Genomic DNA, 16,432 nt, shown 5'->3' with positions numbered 1-16,432 from the left:
TGCTCCGCAAAGCAGCCGCCCGTACCCGTGAAACCTTATGGAGTACCATCGGCCAGACACTCGACCCCTTCAGCCCAGCCGAATGCCAGGACTATCTCGCCAACGCCGGTTATGAGTTCGAGTGAATCGAAACTGCTCTAGAAGATCGGGTGCCACATCCTATTGTACATAAGAGCATGCGTGGACCAAGTCCGGTCGCCAACGGTGTTCCTGTCGGATCATCTGGTCATGGCTTCCTTGCCAGGGTTGGTGCCGGATTGGCCGCAGCGGTGAGGGAGCGAGTGCTCGCTGATCACCCGTTGCGTAGGGGTGGGATAGCCACAGCACGACCGGACCGATGGCTGGCCAGGCTGTGGCGCCCGCCTGTGGACGGACTCGGCTTGCGGTCAGGCGCCTTGAACGAAAACCCGCGGTTCGTCATGCGAACGACACTGGCTATCCCAGCGAGTTGCTCCTCGTTTCGACCGGACATCGGCATCAGCGGGAGGGCCCAAGGCTAGCCCTGGGCACATGCCGATGTCCGACACGTTCTCGAAGGTCGAGCTGATCCGCGGGATGGCCCGCAGGCGGGGGTCTTCCGAAGAGGCCCTCGACCTTGCCCGGTCAGAAGAAAAGCTACCTGGCGTTCCAGCCTTTTGCCGAAGGGCGGTTCCCGAGGGAAGCCGCCGGGCCAGACAGGAGGACCGCAGGCTCGGAAGGACGACCTGGAGCTTGCTGCCGACATCCGTCGCCTGATCGATCAATGGCCTGGTCATGGCTAGCGCCTGATCACCGCGCTGCTCAGGCGCGAGCGATCCGGGGACAAGGCAGTGGCCAGCCACAGGCGCATCTGCCGGCTGATGAAGAAGCACGGCCCGCTGCTCGCCAAGCCATACCGGCCGTCGCCATCAGCAAGCCCATGATGCAGGTCGTTACCCTGCGCTCGAACATCCTTGGCGTTCGCCTGCTGGAACGGCGAGTTCGTGCAGGACCTGATGATCGACTGGGTCGAGCGGCGCTTGGCGCCATCAGGGCGCCTCTCCCGATCCAGTGGCTGTCCGGCAACGGCTCGGCTCATGCGGCGGCCAAGACCATCGAGCTGGCGACAGCACTTGGGTTCGTCCCCTGCTTCACGCCGTCGAGAGCCCAAGGAGCCGAGGCGTTCGTGATGAGCTTCAAGCGCGGCGATGGCCGGGTGAACTCCGTCTCTGATGAGGTCACCGCCGTGGCTGCTCTGGAGAAGTGGATGGCCGAGTACAACGAGGTCTATCCCCACAGCCGGCTCGGCTATAGCGCACCCGGTGCATCTCGCAGAGCCACCTGCCAACCCGCCGCGTTTCCGATCTGGCGGGGGCAACGCCACCTGATTGGCAACCTCGGAAACCTATTGTTAATTTGATGATGCCAGACTGGCTTCAGTGCTTTCCAACGCAGGAATCCATGATGGCCAAGCTGTTTCGCCAACTCCTGTCGGGCCAGGAGGGGACGACCGCCATCGAATATGGCTTGGTCGCCGCGCTGGTCGCCGTGGCGATCCTCGGTACTCTGTCGACGTTCGGTGAAAAGCTGAGCCAGACCATGGCGGCCATGCATGAGCAATGGAGCCAGCAATCGGAGTAAAGGCGAGCACCGGCTCTTAATATCCAAGACAAGTGCGTAGGCTTGAAGGACGGTAGACAGCGCAGAGCAAGCTGCAAGATATCGTGTGACTTGCTCACGCTTTCATGTCTGCTGGCAGAGGATGCCGGCTGGCAGGGTCATCAGGTCCCGCTTGAATGGGGTTGCTGGGTCATGGACGGTCACGATGTGGACCCGGGAGAGGAGTGGCCGGCGGTCAGCTTTGCTGTGGCTTTATCCGGAGGATCAGACTTCGGCCGGATGGACCGGACTGCGCAAGACCAAGGCGTTGTCCCACAGGTCCGACGGACGAGCAGTCGCGGCGGACCAGGCCGCTGCTGCCCGGCGTGACCAGGCGTGGCACAAGCCGACGCCAGAGATGCGTTGGGTATTCGAGGCGTTCCGCTACACGGTTCATTGCGGCGGCGGCGGCTGGCTGTAGCTGCTGATCCATGTCGGTGCGTCGCAAAGCGATCCCCCGCTTGCCCGCCAAGCCGAGGACGGGTCGGCTGCTCCAGGATGGAGCGGCATTTGTGGGCGGATGACGGCTTGCGCTCAAGACCGGCAGCTTTTTGGGCAACGGCGGCCAGGATGACCTTTGGCGGCCTGCCGGCGGCGGTCATGCGATCGACGAAGCCAGTCCGTGGCTTGTTGGTTCGCTCGACCCTCGAGCGGGCACATGAACAGCAAGTGGCTGCGCTGCACGCTGCCGAAATGGCTGATGGTATCGGTGCCGTGCCTCGGGCTGCTGGAGAAGCGCTCGATCGGCGGCAGCCCAGCGAAGGCAGCAGGCGCTTTTGGCGTGAACTCGGCAGTATACAGGAAATCTCGAGAGCAGGATGAAAGCCGGGACGTCGCAGACATACAAGGAAGATATGGCTGAGCCGACAAGGCAGATGATCTGTTGGCGGTTCCACCGCTACATGCGCCTGCTCCTGTTCCGCACGATCCACGACGTCGCGCCGATGCTGGATCGCGCGAGCGGTCGGGGCGGGAAGCCGGCCCAACCGGCAGGATCTTCGACAGCCAGCCGATGAAGGCGTCGCATGGACCAAACCTGGAGGGTCTTCGCCTGGCTCCCCCGATCACGTCGCCTCGTCCGAGACAATGAGCGGCTGCCTGAGACGCGATCGCAATGATCCATGCTGGATGCTGCCATGAGCCGGTTCATGCTCAGACGGTCGCATCGCCAGCCAGCGACTCTGCCGACATTTACTGAGGGCGACCGAAGGGCCGTTCGTCCAGTCCTGGTCCCATCTGTCTGAGCTGGCAGCAGCTTTCCCTTAGTTCATGCTGGTCTGCTCGAATTCCGCGGCCGACGCCAGACGCTGGATCAGGCCGTCCAGTCCATCCCGCTCGATCACGGCGGCAAATTCGTTGCGCCAGGTCACCACCATGCTGACGCCCGCGACCGACGCGTCGATGATCCGCCACTGGTCGTCCTTCGCCCGGAGGCGCCATACCACTTCGACTGGCTCGCCATCGCGAGGCGTGACCTTGCTTGCGACCAGCATGTCGTCACCGGCAGGGGTCTCCGCGCCGACCTCGAGGCGCTGGCCGGCATAGGTGTCGAGCCGCCTCGCATAGGTGACGATCAGGTGGTCCTCGAAAACCTCCACGAAGCGGGCGCGCTGATCCGGATCAGCGCCTCTCCAGGCGCGGCCGAGCACGAGCGCAGCGATCTTCGGCATATCCAGCCCCTCCTGCAGGAGCTCCTCGAAGCGTGCCCGGCGTGCGGCCGGATCGCCGGCCGTGCTGCTCAGCGCCTCCACCGCCCGGGTGCCGAACCGATCGACGAACTCGTCGGCCCGGAGTTCCGGCGCGGCGAGCACCGGCGCCGCCCAGAGGACCAGCGCCGCCGAGACAGACAGGCACAAGGTGACAAGGCGCTCCAACATCATCGACCGATCCACTTCGCGGTTTCCTCCTGGCAGGCTTGCCAGCACGAGATGAAGATCACCTTACCGGCCATGGCAGTGACATACGTCACTGCGCCCTCCACAGGTCGATCCGGTCTGTAGCCCCGTTCTCAGGTACGTCCGATTACCTGCGGGTGCAGTTGGAACAACCAGGTCTCGGTGATGGGTTCGTCCTCAAGCGTCATGAAGCAGCGCAACTCGACAGGCTCGGTCCCGTCGAACTTCAGGTCGAACTCCGAGCGCCAGCGGTCGGTGTACCAGATCGGTTCGGCCCGCTGCAGGCTGAGTTCACCACGCGAGGCGGAAGCCTGCACCACTGGCCGGGCGCCCCAGGGGATCGACTTCAGGACCGCTCCGTCCCACTCGATCACCATCTTCACGACATCGGCCGGACGTTCCTTGCCGGGTTCGCCGCCACGGCCAATCCGGGTGGCCACCGCGCGGGCGAAATCAGCTACGGGGTAGAAGGGTTCGTCCTTCAGCCAGTGCATCCGGTAGCGGTAGGTGAGCTCGTCTCCCGCGGCGGTTGGAGTTTCGGACACCCAGAAGGCGACGACATTGTCATAGATCTCGTCGTCGGTCGGGATCTCGATGAGCTGGACGGCACCCTTGCCCCATGCGTCCAACGGTTCGATCCAACAAGTGGGCCGCCTGTCGTAGGACACTCCGTCCAGGTAATGGTCGTAGTTGCGGTCGCGCTGGGAGATGCCGAACCCGCGCGGATCCTCGTCCGCGAAGGACGACGTGACGATGTGAGGAGGGTTGTTGACGGGGCGCCAGAGCCGCTCGCCGGCACCGTTCCATAACGCAAGGCCATCGGAGTCGTGGACCTCCGGGCGCCAGTCATGGCTGTGGGTCGATGGGTACTCGCCGTACCAGTACATGGAGGTCAGGGGAGCGATGCCGAGCCGGGCGACGTCCTTGCGCAGGAACAGATGCTTTTCGACCTCGACGATGACACCGACACCGCGATGCATGGTGAAGCGATAGGCACCGGTCAGGCTGGGGCTGTCCATGAGCGCCGAGAACACGAAGGGTTCGCCCTCGCGCAAGGTCGGCTCAAGGTAGAACTCGGTAAAGTCCGGGAACTCTTCCGGCCCCGCATCGCCCGTACTCAGGGCGATTCCCCTGGCCGACATGCCCACTTGACCGAGTTCACCGACGGTACGGAAGTAGGACGCGCCTACAAAGGTCGCCCATGGCTCACGTTCCGCCCAGCTGCCCGACCGGTTGCTCTCCCGGACCCAGAAGCCGGCAAAGGCCGAGGCATCGGTCGGGATCTGATGGGCGACATGGTCTGGCGGCATGGTGAAGTAGGCGGGATCGTACAGGATCTCCCGCGCATTGCCCTGCAGGTCCAGCGCACTGATCCTAACGCTCTTCTGGAAGTAACGGCCCAGATGAACGAAGGTCGCGGGATAGACGCTCTCGCCATGCGCCCAAAGGGCGTAGTCCGGCTTGTAGCGGAGCTTGCCGTGCGCGTCGTAATCGATTTGCTGGGTGATCTCCGGTACCGGCCGTGGAGGTGGGGTATAGTCGGCCGTCGACAGTTCACGGGCCCGCTCGACCAGCATGGCGAAGCTGAACGGCTGCGCCACGCCGAACCGCAGACCCACTCCCTCGGCGGCCTGCATGCGGCCTGGGATCACGAGCAGAGTGGAAAGCGTGGCGAGAGAGGCGAGCGTCTCGCGGCGCGTGAACCTGGGCATGGGCAACTTCATGGCGACCTGCATCGTGGCAGCACATGGCGGCGCGCCGGTGGAGCGTCAAGTCACGTCCGCAGCGATGTAGGACAGGATCACGAGGCCGGATCGACCACAAGTCGGGTACCTACGCAGGATATGGATCGAACACGTCGCCCGTCTCCACGTAGACGCTCTTCACCTGGGTGTAGTGTCTCAGCGCCTCGAGCCCGTTCTCGCGGCCGATGCCGGACTGGCGCACGCCGCCAAACGGCATCTCGATCGGGGTCATGTTGTAGCTGTTGATCCAGGTGGTGCCAGCCTGGACCTGTGCGATCACCCGGTGCCCGCGAGCCAGGTCCCGGGTGAACACCCCCGCTGCCAGTCCAAAAGGCGTCGCATTGGCGCGCTCGATGACTTCCGCCTCGTCGTCGAAGGTCAGCAGGGCCATTACCGGCCCGAAGATCTCTTCCTGGACGACGCGCATCTCGTCGGCACAGTCGTCGAAGATCGCGGGCGTCAGGTACCAGCCTCCCTCAAGGCCCGGTACCTTCACCGCCTCGCCGCCACACAGCAGCTTGGCACCGCCTTCCTTGCCGAGCCTGACGTAGCCGCTCACCTTCTCGAGATGCTCTGCCGAGATGAGAGCGCCGATGTGGGTGCCAGATTCGAGTGGATCGCCCGTGACCAGCTTCGCCGTCCGGGTGAGCAGGCGGTCAAGGAAATGGTTGTGCAGGCGCCGCTGGACAAAGACGCGGGTGCCGTTCGAGCAGACTTCGCCCTGGGTGTAGAAATTGGCCAGCAGGGTCGCCCGGACCGCATTCTCGATGTCTGCGTCGTCGAACACGATGAGCGGTGACTTCCCGCCCAGCTCCATCGTCACCTGCTTCAGCGTGCCGGCCGCATCGGCCATCACCTTCTTGCCAGTGCCGACCTCGCCGGTAAGCGACACTTTCGCGACGCTCTCGTGCTGGACCAGCGCCCGGCCAACCCGAGCATCGCCTTGCACGACATTGAAGACGCCGGGCGGCAGGCCGGCTGCGGTGAAGATCTTGGCGAGTTCGAGTGCTGTGAGCGGGGTGAGTTCGGATGGCTTGAAAACCATCGCGTTGCCGCAGGCAAGCGCAGGCGCCGACTTCCAGCAGGCGATCTGCAGCGGATAGTTCCAGGCGCCGATGCCGACGCACACGCCGAGCGGTTCGCGCCTCGTATAGGCGAACGCCGTGCCCGAGAGCGGCAGGTACTCGCCGTTCACCACCGGGGCCAGCCCTGCATAGAACTCCAGGCAGTCCGCACCCGAATCGACGTCGACGGCCATCGCCTCGCTGATGGGCTTGCCGACATCCAGCACTTCGAGCCTGGCCAGCCGGTCGCGATTCTCCCGCAGAAGATCGGCGGCATGACGCAGGATGCGGCCACGCTCCGTGCCGGACATGGCGGACCACACGCGGAAGCCCTGGGCGGCGCTCTCGACCGCGGCGTCGACATCGGCCGCCGAGGCCCGGTCGATCTCGCACAAGGGCTGCCCGTCGCGCGGCGAACAGGTCAGGAAGCGCTCCCCGCCCGTTCCGTCCTGCTCCCGCCCGTGGATGTACAGGCGCCGCCGCTGCTCCTGCATGAGCACTCCTCCGACATGACCGGCCCAACAACAGGATGGCGTATTTTGATTGAACGTCCAATCAGGAAAGGGCAGGTTTGTCGAAAGAACCCGTGGGAATTGCCTTGCCCAAGGTCGGCATGGAGCCTCTTCGCCGGCGCCAGTTGATCGACGCGGCGATCGCAACGCTGCGCCGGTATGGCTGGCCGGACACGACGGTCGTGCGCATCGGCGCCGAGGCCGGTCTCTCGCCCGCGATCATCCACCACTACTTCAAGAGCAAGGACGATCTCCTCGCCGCCGCTATGCGCTGGATCCTGGTGGAACTGCGCACGGAGGTGGTCGGCCGACTGAAGCGGGCGAACAGCCCGCGGGCCCGGTTGCAGGCCGTGATCGATGGCAGCTTTGCGCCATCGCAGTTCCGCCCCGAGATCCGTGCGGCCTGGCTTGCCTTCTGGGCCCAGGCACCATTCGCTCCCGTCCTCGACCGCCTGCGCCGCCTCTACATCGCCCGGCTGCGCTCCACCCTCATTGCGGACCTTCGCAGGCTCCTGCCAGGCGGGCAGGTAGAGGATGCCGCGCTTGCGCTCGCCAGCATGATCGACGGGCTGTTCCTCCGCGCAGCGTCGGGCGATCCGATGGTCACGCCGGAAGCTGCCTGCGCGCTCGCCACGGAGCATCTCGATCATCGGCTAGCCTGCGCCGCCTCATCCAAGAAAGGAAGCTGATGCCGGTCCAGCCGGTCTTCGACTATGTGATCGTGGGCGCCGGGTCCGCCGGCTGTGTCCTGGCCGCACGGCTGAGCGAGGACCCCGACGTGCGGGTCCTGCTGCTGGAAGCGGGTCCGCCCGGGCGGACATGGAAGATCTCCATGCCGGCCGCGCTGACCTACAACCTGATGAACGACCGCTACAACTGGTACTATCAGACCGAGCCGCAGCAGCACATGAACGGCCGGGTGATGTACTGGCCCCGGGGCCGGGTGCTCGGCGGAAGTTCCGCCCTTAACGCCATGGTCTATATTCGCGGCCATGCGAAAGATTATGACCGCTGGGCCGACGCCGAAGGTGCCGCTGGCTGGGCCTATGCTGATGTGCTCCCCTACTTCCGCAAGGCCGAGACCTTCTCCCTCGGGCCCGACGACTATCGGGGCGGCGATGGACCCCTTTCCGTCTGGAGGGGTACGTCGACCAATCCCTTGTTCGACGCCTGGATGAAGGCCGGCGTCGAGGCCGGCTACCCGATCACCTCCGACATGAACGGCTATCAGCAGGAGGGGGTCGGGCGGATGGACATGACCATCCGCAACGGCCGCCGCTGCTCGGCCGCGGTAGCCTATCTGCGCCCGGCCATGTCCCGGGCGAACCTGACGGTCGTCACCAATGCGCTGACGACACGGATCCTGGTCGAGCGGGGACGGGCAGTCGGTGTCCAGTACGTCGAAAACGGGGCGGCGAAGACCGTACGGGCGGAGCGTGAGGTCATCTGCTCGGGCGGGGCCATCAACTCGCCGCAGCTCCTGATGCTCTCCGGCATCGGCCCTGCCGACCAGCTTCAGGCGATGGGGATCGAGCCTGTCCACGATCTGCCGGGGGTGGGCGAGAATCTGCAGGACCATCTCGAGGTCTATGTCCAGCAGGCCTGCACCCAGCCGGTCACGCTGCTCAACACGATGAAGCCCCACAACATGGTGGCCGCGGGCCTGCGCTGGTTCGCCCTCCAGACAGGTCCGGCCGCGTCGTCGCATCTCGAGGCGGGCGGGTTCGTGCGGTCCGAGGCGGGTGTCGAGCATCCCGACATCCAGTTCCACTTCCTGCCGGCGCTGATCGAGGATCATGGCCGCTCGGCGAGCAAGCAGCATGCGTTCCAGGTTCATGTCGGCCCGATGCGCCCGAAAAGCCGGGGGCGGCTGACGCTTCGCTCCGCCGATCCGCGCGTCCACCCCGTGATCGAGCCAAACTATCTGGCGGAAGAGCGCGACCGCTACGAGATGCGCCGCTCGATCGAGGCCAGCCGCGAGATCTTCGCCCAGAAGGCGTTCGAGCCGTTCCGGGGCGAGGAGATCCGGCCCGGCCGGGCGGTGACCAGCGCTGTCGACCTGGACGCTTTTGTCCGGGAGAAAGCCGATTCGGCCTATCATCCATGCGGGACATGCCGGATGGGCGATCCTGCCGATCCGCGCACGGTCGTGGATCCGCACTGCAGCGTCGTGGGGATGGAGGGGCTGCGCGTGGTGGACGCCTCGATCATGCCATCGGAGCCATCCGGCAATCTGAACGCCCCGACCATCATGATCGGTGAAAAGGCCGCGGACATCATCCGGAGCAGGGAGCCGCTCCCGCGCTCGAACGCACCTGTCTACGTGGCATCGAATTGGCAGACAGCCCAGCGATGATTGGGCGGCATGACGAAGAAGAAGCAGAGGAGAGCCCGTCGATGTTCAGAACGAGTTTGATGGCGATGACCGCCCTGGCGACCTTCGCACTGCAGGCCCCGGCTTTTGCAGCCGAGCCCGAAAGCTGCAAGACGGTGCGCTTTTCGGATGTCGGCTGGACCGACATCACAGCGACCACGGCGCTGACATCGGTCGTGCTGGAAGGCCTGGGCTACGAGCCGACCGCCACCATCCTGTCGGTTCCCGTGACCTATCAGTCCCTCGCGAACAACGACATCGATGTGTTCCTCGGCAACTGGATGCCGACCATGGAAGCCGACATCCGGCCATTCCTGGACCAGGGAACGGTGGAGACGGTGCGCACCAACCTTGAAGGCGCCAAGTACACGTTGGCGGTGCCGAAATATCTGTATGACGAGGGTCTCAAGGACTTCGCCGACATCGCGAAGTTCAAGGACCAGCTCGACGGCAAGATCGTCGGGATCGAGCCCGGCAACGACGGCAACCGTCTGATCCAGACGATGATCGACGAGGACAAGTTCGGCCTGAACGACTTCGAACTCGTCGAGAGTTCCGAGCAGGGCATGCTCGCCGAGGTAAGCCGGGCGACCAAGCGGAAGACCCCGATCGTCTTCCTGGGCTGGGAACCTCATCCAATGAACGTGAACTACGATCTGGCCTACCTGAGCGGCGGCGACGAGGTCTTCGGTCCGAACTTCGGTGGCGCCACCGTGCTGACCAACGTCCGCAAGGGCTACGTCCAAGAGTGCCCGAACGTAGGCAAGCTGCTCCAGAACCTGACCTTTACCCTGCCGATGGAGAGCGAGGTCATGGGCAAGATCCTGGATGATGGCCAGGAGGCGGAGGATGCAGCCACCGAATATCTGAAGGCGAATCCTGGCGTGCTGGAGCCTTGGCTCGCCGGCGTCACGACCTTCGACGGCCAGGAGGGCTTGGCGGCCGTGAAGAATCACCTGGGCAGCTGAACCAGCGAGGCCAGCAGCCGCGGAGCAGCCGCGCTCCCCGGCTGCCTTCATCCGACGTGCGGCGCAGGGAGGACGCCATGGAATGGCTGACCGAGCACAAGATTCCGCTGGGCTCGTGGATCGCGGCCGGCGTCGATCTCCTGAACGAGCATGCCTGGTGGATCTTCGACTTCATCTCGATGGTGCTGGGCACCTCGATCGATAGCCTGATCTGGGCCATGAAGGCCTGCCCGCCGCTTCTACTGATTGCCCTGTTCGGCGCGCTGGCCTGGTTCCTGCACCGATCGTGGCAACTCACCCTGCTGGTGGTGCTGTCGTTCCTCCTGATCGCGAATCTGGGCTACTGGAACGAAACGATCGAGACGTTGGCGCTCGTCGTGTTCGCCACCGTCGTCTGCCTCATCATCGGCATCCCGCTGGGGATCGTCGCGGCGCACAGGCCCTGGGTCATGGCCGTGCTCCGGCCGATCCTGGACCTGATGCAGACGATCCCGACTTTCGTCTACCTGATCCCGACCCTGATCCTGTTCGGCCTGGGCGTCGTGCCTGGCCTGATTTCGACCGTCATCTTCGCGCTGCCCGCTCCGATCCGCTTGACCCAGCTCGGGATCTCGTCGGTGCCCAAGCATTTGCTGGAAGCCGGAGAGGCCTTCGGGGCCACACGGTGGCAGCGTCTCGTCAAGGTCGAGCTGCCGAGCGCTGCACCGCAGATCATGGCCGGGCTCACCCAGTGCATCATGTTGTCCCTGTCCATGGTGGTGATCGCGGCCCTGGTCGGCGCCGACGGGCTGGGCAAGCCGGTGGTGCGCGCGCTCAACCAGGTGAACGTCGCCCGCGGCTTCGAGGCAGGTCTCGCCATCGTGCTGGTCGCGATCGTGCTGGACCGGCTGTGCAAGCGGCCGGAACCACGCGGACGTGCGGGAAGCGACCGATGAACGCGGTGGTGTTCGACAAGGTGGACATCCTGTTCGGCCCCCACCCGGAGCGGGCCCTGCCTTTGGTCGACCAGGGGCTCAGTCGCGAGCGCATCCTGGCCGAGACGGGCCAGGTGCTGGGCGTGGCCCACGCCTCGCTCGCCATCGAGAAGGGGCAGATCTGCGTCCTGATGGGGCTGTCCGGCTCGGGCAAGTCCACACTCCTGCGCGCGGTCAACCGGCTGAACAAGACGACGCGCGGCAGGGTCATCCTTGAGGACGAAGGCCGGGAGGTGGACGTCCAGTCCTGCGATCCCGGGACGCTCCGTCGGCTGCGGACGAGACGCGTGGCAATGGTGTTCCAGCAGTTCGCGCTGCTGCCTTGGCGTACGGTCGAGGAGAATGTCGGCCTGGGCCTGGAACTGCGCGGCGTCGAGACAGCGGAGCGCAAGCGGATCGTAGCCGAGAAGCTGGCCCTGGTGGGGCTCGACAAGTGGGCCGGCAAGCATGCGCACGAACTGTCGGGCGGCATGCAGCAGCGGGTGGGGCTTGCACGCGCGTTTGCGACCGACGCGGACATCCTGCTCATGGACGAGCCGTTCTCCGCCCTCGATCCGCTGATCCGGGTGAGGCTGCAGGACGAATTGCTGGAACTGCAGCAGCGTTTGAACAAGACCATCATCTTTGTCAGCCACGACCTGGACGAGGCGCTGAAGCTCGGCTCGACCATCGCCATCATGGAGGATGCGCGGATCGTCCAGGGGGGACCGCCCGAAGAGATCGTCGCCAGGCCGGCCACGGATTACGTGCGCGACTTCGTGGCGAACGTGAACCCGCTGAACGTGCTCACGGCCTGGAACCTGATGCGCGACGTGCGCGACCTGGAGCGGGGCGAGGATGGCTGGATCTGGCTCGACCGCCGGCGCACCACGGCTGTTCTCCTGGACAGCCAGGGCCTCGTCGCCCGCGCCAGGCGCGGCGACACCGAGTTGGGCATGTGCGCCATTGAGGCCGGCCGAGACGACCATGATGCAGCCCGGCTGTCGGTCGGGACACCGCAGACCCCGATGCGTCAGGTGATTCAGGTCATGCACGCCACCGGCAGACCCGTTCCGCTCGTCGACGGCGACAATCGCTTGGTCGGCTCGGTCGGGATGCGGGATGTTCTCGCCGCGATCCTGCGCAAGAGCGAAACCGCAAATTGATATTTTTTGCATGTAGTTGAGCGGCCTGCCTCCACTCGATCCTGAAACTTGACAGTCCGTCCTGTTCAAGTTCATGTCGAATATAACCACGGGTAGAAGTATCCTTTGAAATGAAGAACCTGAACGATTAGCCTGCAGGTAGAATGACGTTCGTGAGCGAGTGGTGTTCTGGGCACTGGCTCGCCGGACGCTGCAGGAGCGGTCCATGTCCATTCAAGCGGCAGGCGATCTCGAAGGCGGCAAGATCAGGGCACAGGACGTGCCGATGACGGATCACCTGCCGAAGCGGCCCGGCAAGCCTGCCGACCGTCGGCGCCGCGATGACCAAGCCTTCCTGCCGTTGGGCGCTGCCTTTTTGGGTCTGCTTGCTGCCCACGGCCACGCCGGCATGGCCACGCCGGCATGGCCGCGGCGGCAAGAACCGAGGGAACGGACGCGGGCCTGCTCGCAAACCGCCTCCTCGACCGCAGCGGCCAAGGGCTTCGTGGCGAGCCGGGAATGTCGGGTAGTGCGCCGGCTGCTGGAAAGGCGGCCGCAACATCGGCGGCAGGAGGCGTGCTCGATCCGACACTCGGGACGGGCTATGCGACCATGGCCGTCCTGTCGGGTGAGCAGGCGGCACCAACACTGGCTGGTGGTGCCAGAGCCGATGACCTCGCCCCGCGCGAGGGCTTGGCGAAATCGGGGGGCGCTCCAGCGCAGATCGACGTGACCCTCCCTCCGTCCATGACGATCCCGGGCATGGAGCCGGACGTTGACGACGCGGATCGGGGCGGCGAAGGGCTCGGCCCGATCGGCGAGCACCTGCAGGGCGGCAACGGCAACGACGTCCTGATCGGCACGGACCGGGACGACGTCATCAAGGGCGGTGCCGGCAACGACATGATCGACGGGCGTGACGGCAACGACGACCTCGACGGGGAGGATGGCGACGACATCGTGCTCGGTGGCAAGGGCAACGACCTCGTCAAGGGTGGCGCCGGAAACGATCTGGTCGATGGCCAGGATGGCGACGACATCGTGGATGGCGGAACCGGCGAGGACACGGTGATCGGCGGCTCAGGCAACGATCTCGTCAATGGCGGCGGCGGCGACGATGTCGTCGACGGTGGCAGCGGCACGGACACGGGCAGCGGTGACGGTGGGAACGACCGCATCTTTATCGACAGCGTCCGCGACATGGCGATCGAGAACCGCGAAGGATATGACGGCGGCGGCGTCGACACGGTCGCTGTTCGCGACGGCTACATGACCAGCCTCAGGACCGAGTTGCCCAACCTGTCCCCGCAGGGACTGGCGACGTTCGTCCTGGGAGACCAGGTCGGGATCGCGCTGCCGCCTGGCTTCAATCCGTTCGTCCAGCAGATCCATCCCGCCATCGAGAACATCGACCTCCTGGGCAGCGCGGCCCACGACGTCGTCGGTGGCGAGGGCAACAACAGGATCCAGGGCAATGCCGCGGACAACCAGCTCCGGGGCCGCGGCGGCGACGACTGGGTGCATGGCGGCGAAGGCCGGGACGTGATCTGGGGCGGTGATGGTAGCGACGATCTTCGCGGTGGCGAGGGTGCCGACCGGCTGTTCGGCGACGGTGGCCAGGACGCCCTCTACGGCGGCAACGGCGACGACGTCATCGAAGGCGGAGCCGGTGCGGATCTGCTATATGGTGGTGCGGGTGCCGACAGCTACCTGATCGGTCTGTCCGAGGGTCGTCCCGATCGCCTGTTCGACATCGAGGGGGTCAACAAGATCCACCTCGATGATAGCGATCCCGACGACGTCCAGGCGATCATCTCCGGCCCAGACCTGTTCATCCGCGTGAACGGCGCCGACGTCGCGATCATCGACCAGTATATCGGGCACCAGGACAACTGGGGGTGGGATCGTCACCAGGACCGGCCTCAAGTCGATCGGCGACTTCCTGACCGGCGACACCGCAACGCTGGACCCGACGCTGCCGCAGCCTCGCCCTGACGTCCTCGGCAGTGCCGGCGACGACATCCTGCGGGCGCCTTCCGATGTGGGCCATCATCTGCGCGGCATGGCAGGCAACGACCAGCTCATCGGCGGGGCCGGCAGCGACCGGCTCGACGGCGGTATGGGAAGCGACAGCCTGAAGGGCGGCGAAAGCGACGATACCTATCTGCTGCGCCGCGGCGACGGCGGAATTGACCGTATCACGGACGGGGCCGGGCACAATACGATCGAGCTGCAGGGCGTGGACTTCAAGGACCTGTCGGGCTGGAAGGTCGGTCATGACCTGTGGCTTGCCGTGGACACCACACCGCTGGGCGTGGTGGAAGACTGGGACTCCGGTCAGCACGCCTGGTCGATCAAGACGGCCGACCGGACCGTCTCCGCCGACGACATGTTCAGCTAGCGAGCACGAAGCTCAGGCCGGTCCTTCAACGCGCAGCGGCGAGTGCCGGATACAGCTTGGCATAACCGGCATGCAGCTCGGCATATCTTGCAGCGATGGCAGGATCGGGCATGGTCCGCTTGGACGGCGGCTTGATCATCGCGTCGACGGCGGTGGCGACGTCGGGATGGCAGCCTGCCGCGACTGTCGCCAGGATTGCCCCACCCATGGCGGGCCCTTCTTCGGCCGTTGGTACGGCCAGCGGCAGCCCCAGCTGGTTGGCCAGCATCTGGCGCCATGCATCGCTGCGGGCGCCGCCGCCCACCGCCACGAACTGCTCGAACTCGGCTCCTTCCGCCTGCATCCGCACGAGGCAATCCCTGAATGCGAAACCAACTCCTTCCAGCAGGGCACGGACAAGGTGCCGACGCTCATGGGAGAGGGTAAGTCCGATCCAGGCGCCGCGCGCCGACGCGTCCATATGCGGCGAGCGCTCGCCGGAAAGGTAGGGAAGGAAGAACAACCCATCGGCCCCTTCCGGTACCGCCGACGCCTGTTCCAGCAGCAGGTCGTAGACATCCCGCTGGGCATCCTGGGCTTCCCTGCGCTGGTCGGCGGCGACGGCGTCGGCGTACCAGCGCAGCGCACCGCCTGCTGCCAGGATGACGCCCATCAGATGCCATCCACCCGGGACAGCAGCACAAAAGCCGTTCAGCGCGCCATTGGGATCGCGCATGGCCTCGCTGCCATGCACGAAGATCGTGCCGGACGTACCGATCGACAGGACACCCTGTCCGGGCCGGACCACGCCAGCACCCAGGGCCGCGCCAGCATTGTCGCCGGCTCCTGCAGCTACCGGCAGGCCTGTCGGCAGGCCTGTGAGTGCCGCGGCTTCCGCCGTCAGCCGACCCGCCATCTCCGGGCTCTCCATCACCTCCGGGAGCCATTCACGTGGAATGTCGAGCGTTTGCAGCAGTTCGCTGGACCAGTGCCGTTCGGCCAGATCGAACAGCAGGGTGCCGGATGCATCGGCCGGATCGGTGACGTAGCTGCCGGTGAGGCGGAGGCGGACGAAATCCTTCGGCAGCAAGACCTTGCGAACCCTGCTGAAGGCTTCGGATTCGTTCTGTTGCAGCCAGAGGATTTTAGGCGCCTGCATGCCGGCTGATGCTGCGTTGCCGGTGATGCGGATCAAGGTGGCACGGCCGATTCGCTGCTCGATCTGCCTGACCTGGTCACCGGTCCGGCCGTCGTTCCACAGAAGGGCCGGCCGGATCACCTGATCATCCGCGTCGAGGAACACCGAGCCGTGCATCTGGCCCGCGAGGCCCAACGCGACGACTTCGATGCCGTCCCGCCTGGCCAGTTCGGCCAGGACCGATACCGTTGCCTGCCACCATTGCTCCGGCTCCTGCTCGGTCCAGCCGGGTGCCGGGGTCAGCAGCGGATAGGGGCGCGAGGCAGTGGCCAATACGACCCCGTCCAGCCCGACCAGCAGGCCCTTGACCGCTGATGTGCCGACATCAATGCCGATCGTGGCGCGTGTGGTGGTCATGGCGTAGGTCCTCCCGGCTTGCTTGCGCCATCCGTGGCGCGTGGCGCAGCGACGTGCAACCCGTGCTTGTCCGGTCCCGTCGTTTTCCCCCGCGGTGCAGTTCTTGCCGGGTAGGAATTGCCGGGTGTGGCGTGGTTTGCCTTGTGGTGGGGTCCGGGTTTGGCGGCTGTGGTGTGGCTGGTGGAGGGGATGGCGGGGGTGGGGTGGGTTGGCACGGGCTGTGC

The 16,432-nt window shown here is 65.5% G+C and carries 14 protein-coding genes; 10 read left to right on the top strand and 4 right to left on the bottom strand.

Annotated features, from left to right (window positions below):
* The first annotated feature begins 742 nt into the window (after positions 1-742).
* The 3 genes from VHL31_RS22505 (at position 743) to VHL31_RS22495 (ending at position 2,479) form a co-directional block, all read left to right on the top strand.
* Positions 743-1,378 carry a hypothetical protein gene (locus tag VHL31_RS22505; RefSeq protein WP_329663490.1) on the top strand — a complete coding sequence of 212 codons (636 nt, stop codon included), beginning with the start codon at positions 743-745 and terminating at the stop codon, positions 1,376-1,378.
* A 41-nt stretch (positions 1,379-1,419) separates the two neighbouring features.
* On the top strand, positions 1,420-1,599 hold the full coding sequence (locus VHL31_RS22500; RefSeq protein WP_329663489.1) for a Flp family type IVb pilin: 180 nt from the start codon (positions 1,420-1,422) through the stop codon (positions 1,597-1,599).
* Positions 1,600-2,275: 676 nt separating this feature from the next.
* Complete coding sequence (locus VHL31_RS22495) at positions 2,276-2,479, top strand: hypothetical protein (protein WP_329663488.1); 204 nt, start codon at positions 2,276-2,278, stop codon at positions 2,477-2,479.
* Between the two features lie 400 nt (positions 2,480-2,879).
* Here the strand turns inward: VHL31_RS22495 and VHL31_RS22490 are convergent, their stop codons facing one another.
* The 3 genes from VHL31_RS22490 to betB all read right to left on the bottom strand — a co-directional run bounded on the left by VHL31_RS22490 (position 2,880) and on the right by betB (position 6,815).
* Positions 2,880-3,497 carry an ABC transporter substrate-binding protein gene (locus tag VHL31_RS22490; RefSeq protein ID WP_329663487.1) on the bottom strand — a complete coding sequence of 206 codons (618 nt, stop codon included), beginning with the start codon at positions 3,495-3,497 and terminating at the stop codon, positions 2,880-2,882.
* A gap of 128 nt (positions 3,498-3,625) precedes the next feature.
* On the bottom strand, positions 3,626-5,224 hold the full coding sequence (locus VHL31_RS22485) for a glucan biosynthesis protein D (protein WP_329663486.1): 1,599 nt from the start codon (positions 5,222-5,224) through the stop codon (positions 3,626-3,628).
* Between the two features lie 121 nt (positions 5,225-5,345).
* A complete protein-coding gene (gene betB, locus VHL31_RS22480) occupies positions 5,346-6,815 on the bottom strand; it encodes a betaine-aldehyde dehydrogenase (protein WP_329663485.1) in 1,470 nt (489 codons plus the stop codon).
* A 77-nt stretch (positions 6,816-6,892) separates the two neighbouring features.
* Between betB and betI the strand changes: the two genes are divergently transcribed.
* The 7 genes from betI (at position 6,893) to VHL31_RS22445 (ending at position 14,674) form a co-directional block, all read left to right on the top strand.
* Entirely contained in the window at positions 6,893-7,522 is a 630-nt protein-coding gene (gene betI / locus VHL31_RS22475) for a choline-binding transcriptional repressor BetI (protein ID WP_329663484.1), read from the top strand.
* A complete protein-coding gene (betA, locus tag VHL31_RS22470) occupies positions 7,522-9,189 on the top strand; it encodes a choline dehydrogenase (protein WP_329663483.1) in 1,668 nt (555 codons plus the stop codon). Before betI ends, betA begins: the two co-directional genes overlap by 1 nt.
* Before the next feature lie 41 nt (positions 9,190-9,230).
* On the top strand, positions 9,231-10,175 hold the full coding sequence (locus VHL31_RS22465) for a choline ABC transporter substrate-binding protein (protein WP_329663482.1): 945 nt from the start codon (positions 9,231-9,233) through the stop codon (positions 10,173-10,175).
* A gap of 77 nt (positions 10,176-10,252) precedes the next feature.
* Positions 10,253-11,110 (top strand): choline ABC transporter permease subunit, encoded by an 858-nt coding sequence (gene choW / locus VHL31_RS22460; RefSeq protein WP_329663481.1) that lies wholly within the window; start codon positions 10,253-10,255, stop codon positions 11,108-11,110.
* Complete coding sequence (gene choV / locus VHL31_RS22455) at positions 11,107-12,294, top strand: choline ABC transporter ATP-binding protein (protein ID WP_329663480.1); 1,188 nt, start codon at positions 11,107-11,109, stop codon at positions 12,292-12,294. Before choW ends, choV begins: the two co-directional genes overlap by 4 nt.
* Before the next feature lie 555 nt (positions 12,295-12,849).
* Positions 12,850-14,268: a calcium-binding protein gene (locus tag VHL31_RS22450; RefSeq protein WP_329663479.1), complete on the top strand. Its 1,419-nt coding sequence runs from the start codon at positions 12,850-12,852 to the stop codon at positions 14,266-14,268.
* Positions 14,269-14,335: 67 nt separating this feature from the next.
* Positions 14,336-14,674 carry a hypothetical protein gene (locus VHL31_RS22445; RefSeq protein WP_329663478.1) on the top strand — a complete coding sequence of 113 codons (339 nt, stop codon included), beginning with the start codon at positions 14,336-14,338 and terminating at the stop codon, positions 14,672-14,674.
* A 25-nt stretch (positions 14,675-14,699) separates the two neighbouring features.
* Here VHL31_RS22445 and xylB read toward each other — a convergent pair whose 3' ends face one another.
* Positions 14,700-16,208 (bottom strand): xylulokinase, encoded by a 1,509-nt coding sequence (gene xylB, locus VHL31_RS22440; RefSeq protein ID WP_329663477.1) that lies wholly within the window; start codon positions 16,206-16,208, stop codon positions 14,700-14,702.
* Positions 16,209-16,432 lie beyond the last annotated feature (224 nt).

It is taken from the genome of Geminicoccus sp., assembly GCF_036263595.1.
GTDB lineage: Bacteria > Pseudomonadota > Alphaproteobacteria > Geminicoccales > Geminicoccaceae > Geminicoccus.
Note: the sequence above shows the minus strand (reverse complement) of the source record. Positions and strands in the feature narration are given on the sequence as shown.

What these genes read in the sequence shown, in the direction of transcription:
- VHL31_RS22505 (WP_329663490.1), top strand. Translation starts at nt 743, where the DNA reads ATGGCCTGGTCATGGCTAGCGCCTGATCACCGCGCTGCTCAGGCGCGA.
- VHL31_RS22500 (WP_329663489.1), top strand. Translation starts at nt 1,420, where the DNA reads ATGATGGCCAAGCTGTTTCGCCAACTCCTGTCGGGCCAGGAGGGGACG.
- VHL31_RS22495 (WP_329663488.1), top strand. Translation starts at nt 2,276, where the DNA reads ATGAACAGCAAGTGGCTGCGCTGCACGCTGCCGAAATGGCTGATGGTA.
- VHL31_RS22490 (WP_329663487.1), bottom strand. Translation starts at nt 3,497, where the DNA reads ATGATGTTGGAGCGCCTTGTCACCTTGTGCCTGTCTGTCTCGGCGGCG.
- VHL31_RS22485 (WP_329663486.1), bottom strand. Translation starts at nt 5,224, where the DNA reads ATGCCCAGGTTCACGCGCCGCGAGACGCTCGCCTCTCTCGCCACGCTT.
- betB (WP_329663485.1), bottom strand. Translation starts at nt 6,815, where the DNA reads ATGCAGGAGCAGCGGCGGCGCCTGTACATCCACGGGCGGGAGCAGGAC.
- betA (WP_329663483.1), top strand. Translation starts at nt 7,522, where the DNA reads ATGCCGGTCCAGCCGGTCTTCGACTATGTGATCGTGGGCGCCGGGTCC.
- VHL31_RS22465 (WP_329663482.1), top strand. Translation starts at nt 9,231, where the DNA reads ATGTTCAGAACGAGTTTGATGGCGATGACCGCCCTGGCGACCTTCGCA.
- choW (WP_329663481.1), top strand. Translation starts at nt 10,253, where the DNA reads ATGGAATGGCTGACCGAGCACAAGATTCCGCTGGGCTCGTGGATCGCG.
- choV (WP_329663480.1), top strand. Translation starts at nt 11,107, where the DNA reads ATGAACGCGGTGGTGTTCGACAAGGTGGACATCCTGTTCGGCCCCCAC.
- VHL31_RS22445 (WP_329663478.1), top strand. Translation starts at nt 14,336, where the DNA reads ATGGCAGGCAACGACCAGCTCATCGGCGGGGCCGGCAGCGACCGGCTC.
- xylB (WP_329663477.1), bottom strand. Translation starts at nt 16,208, where the DNA reads ATGACCACCACACGCGCCACGATCGGCATTGATGTCGGCACATCAGCG.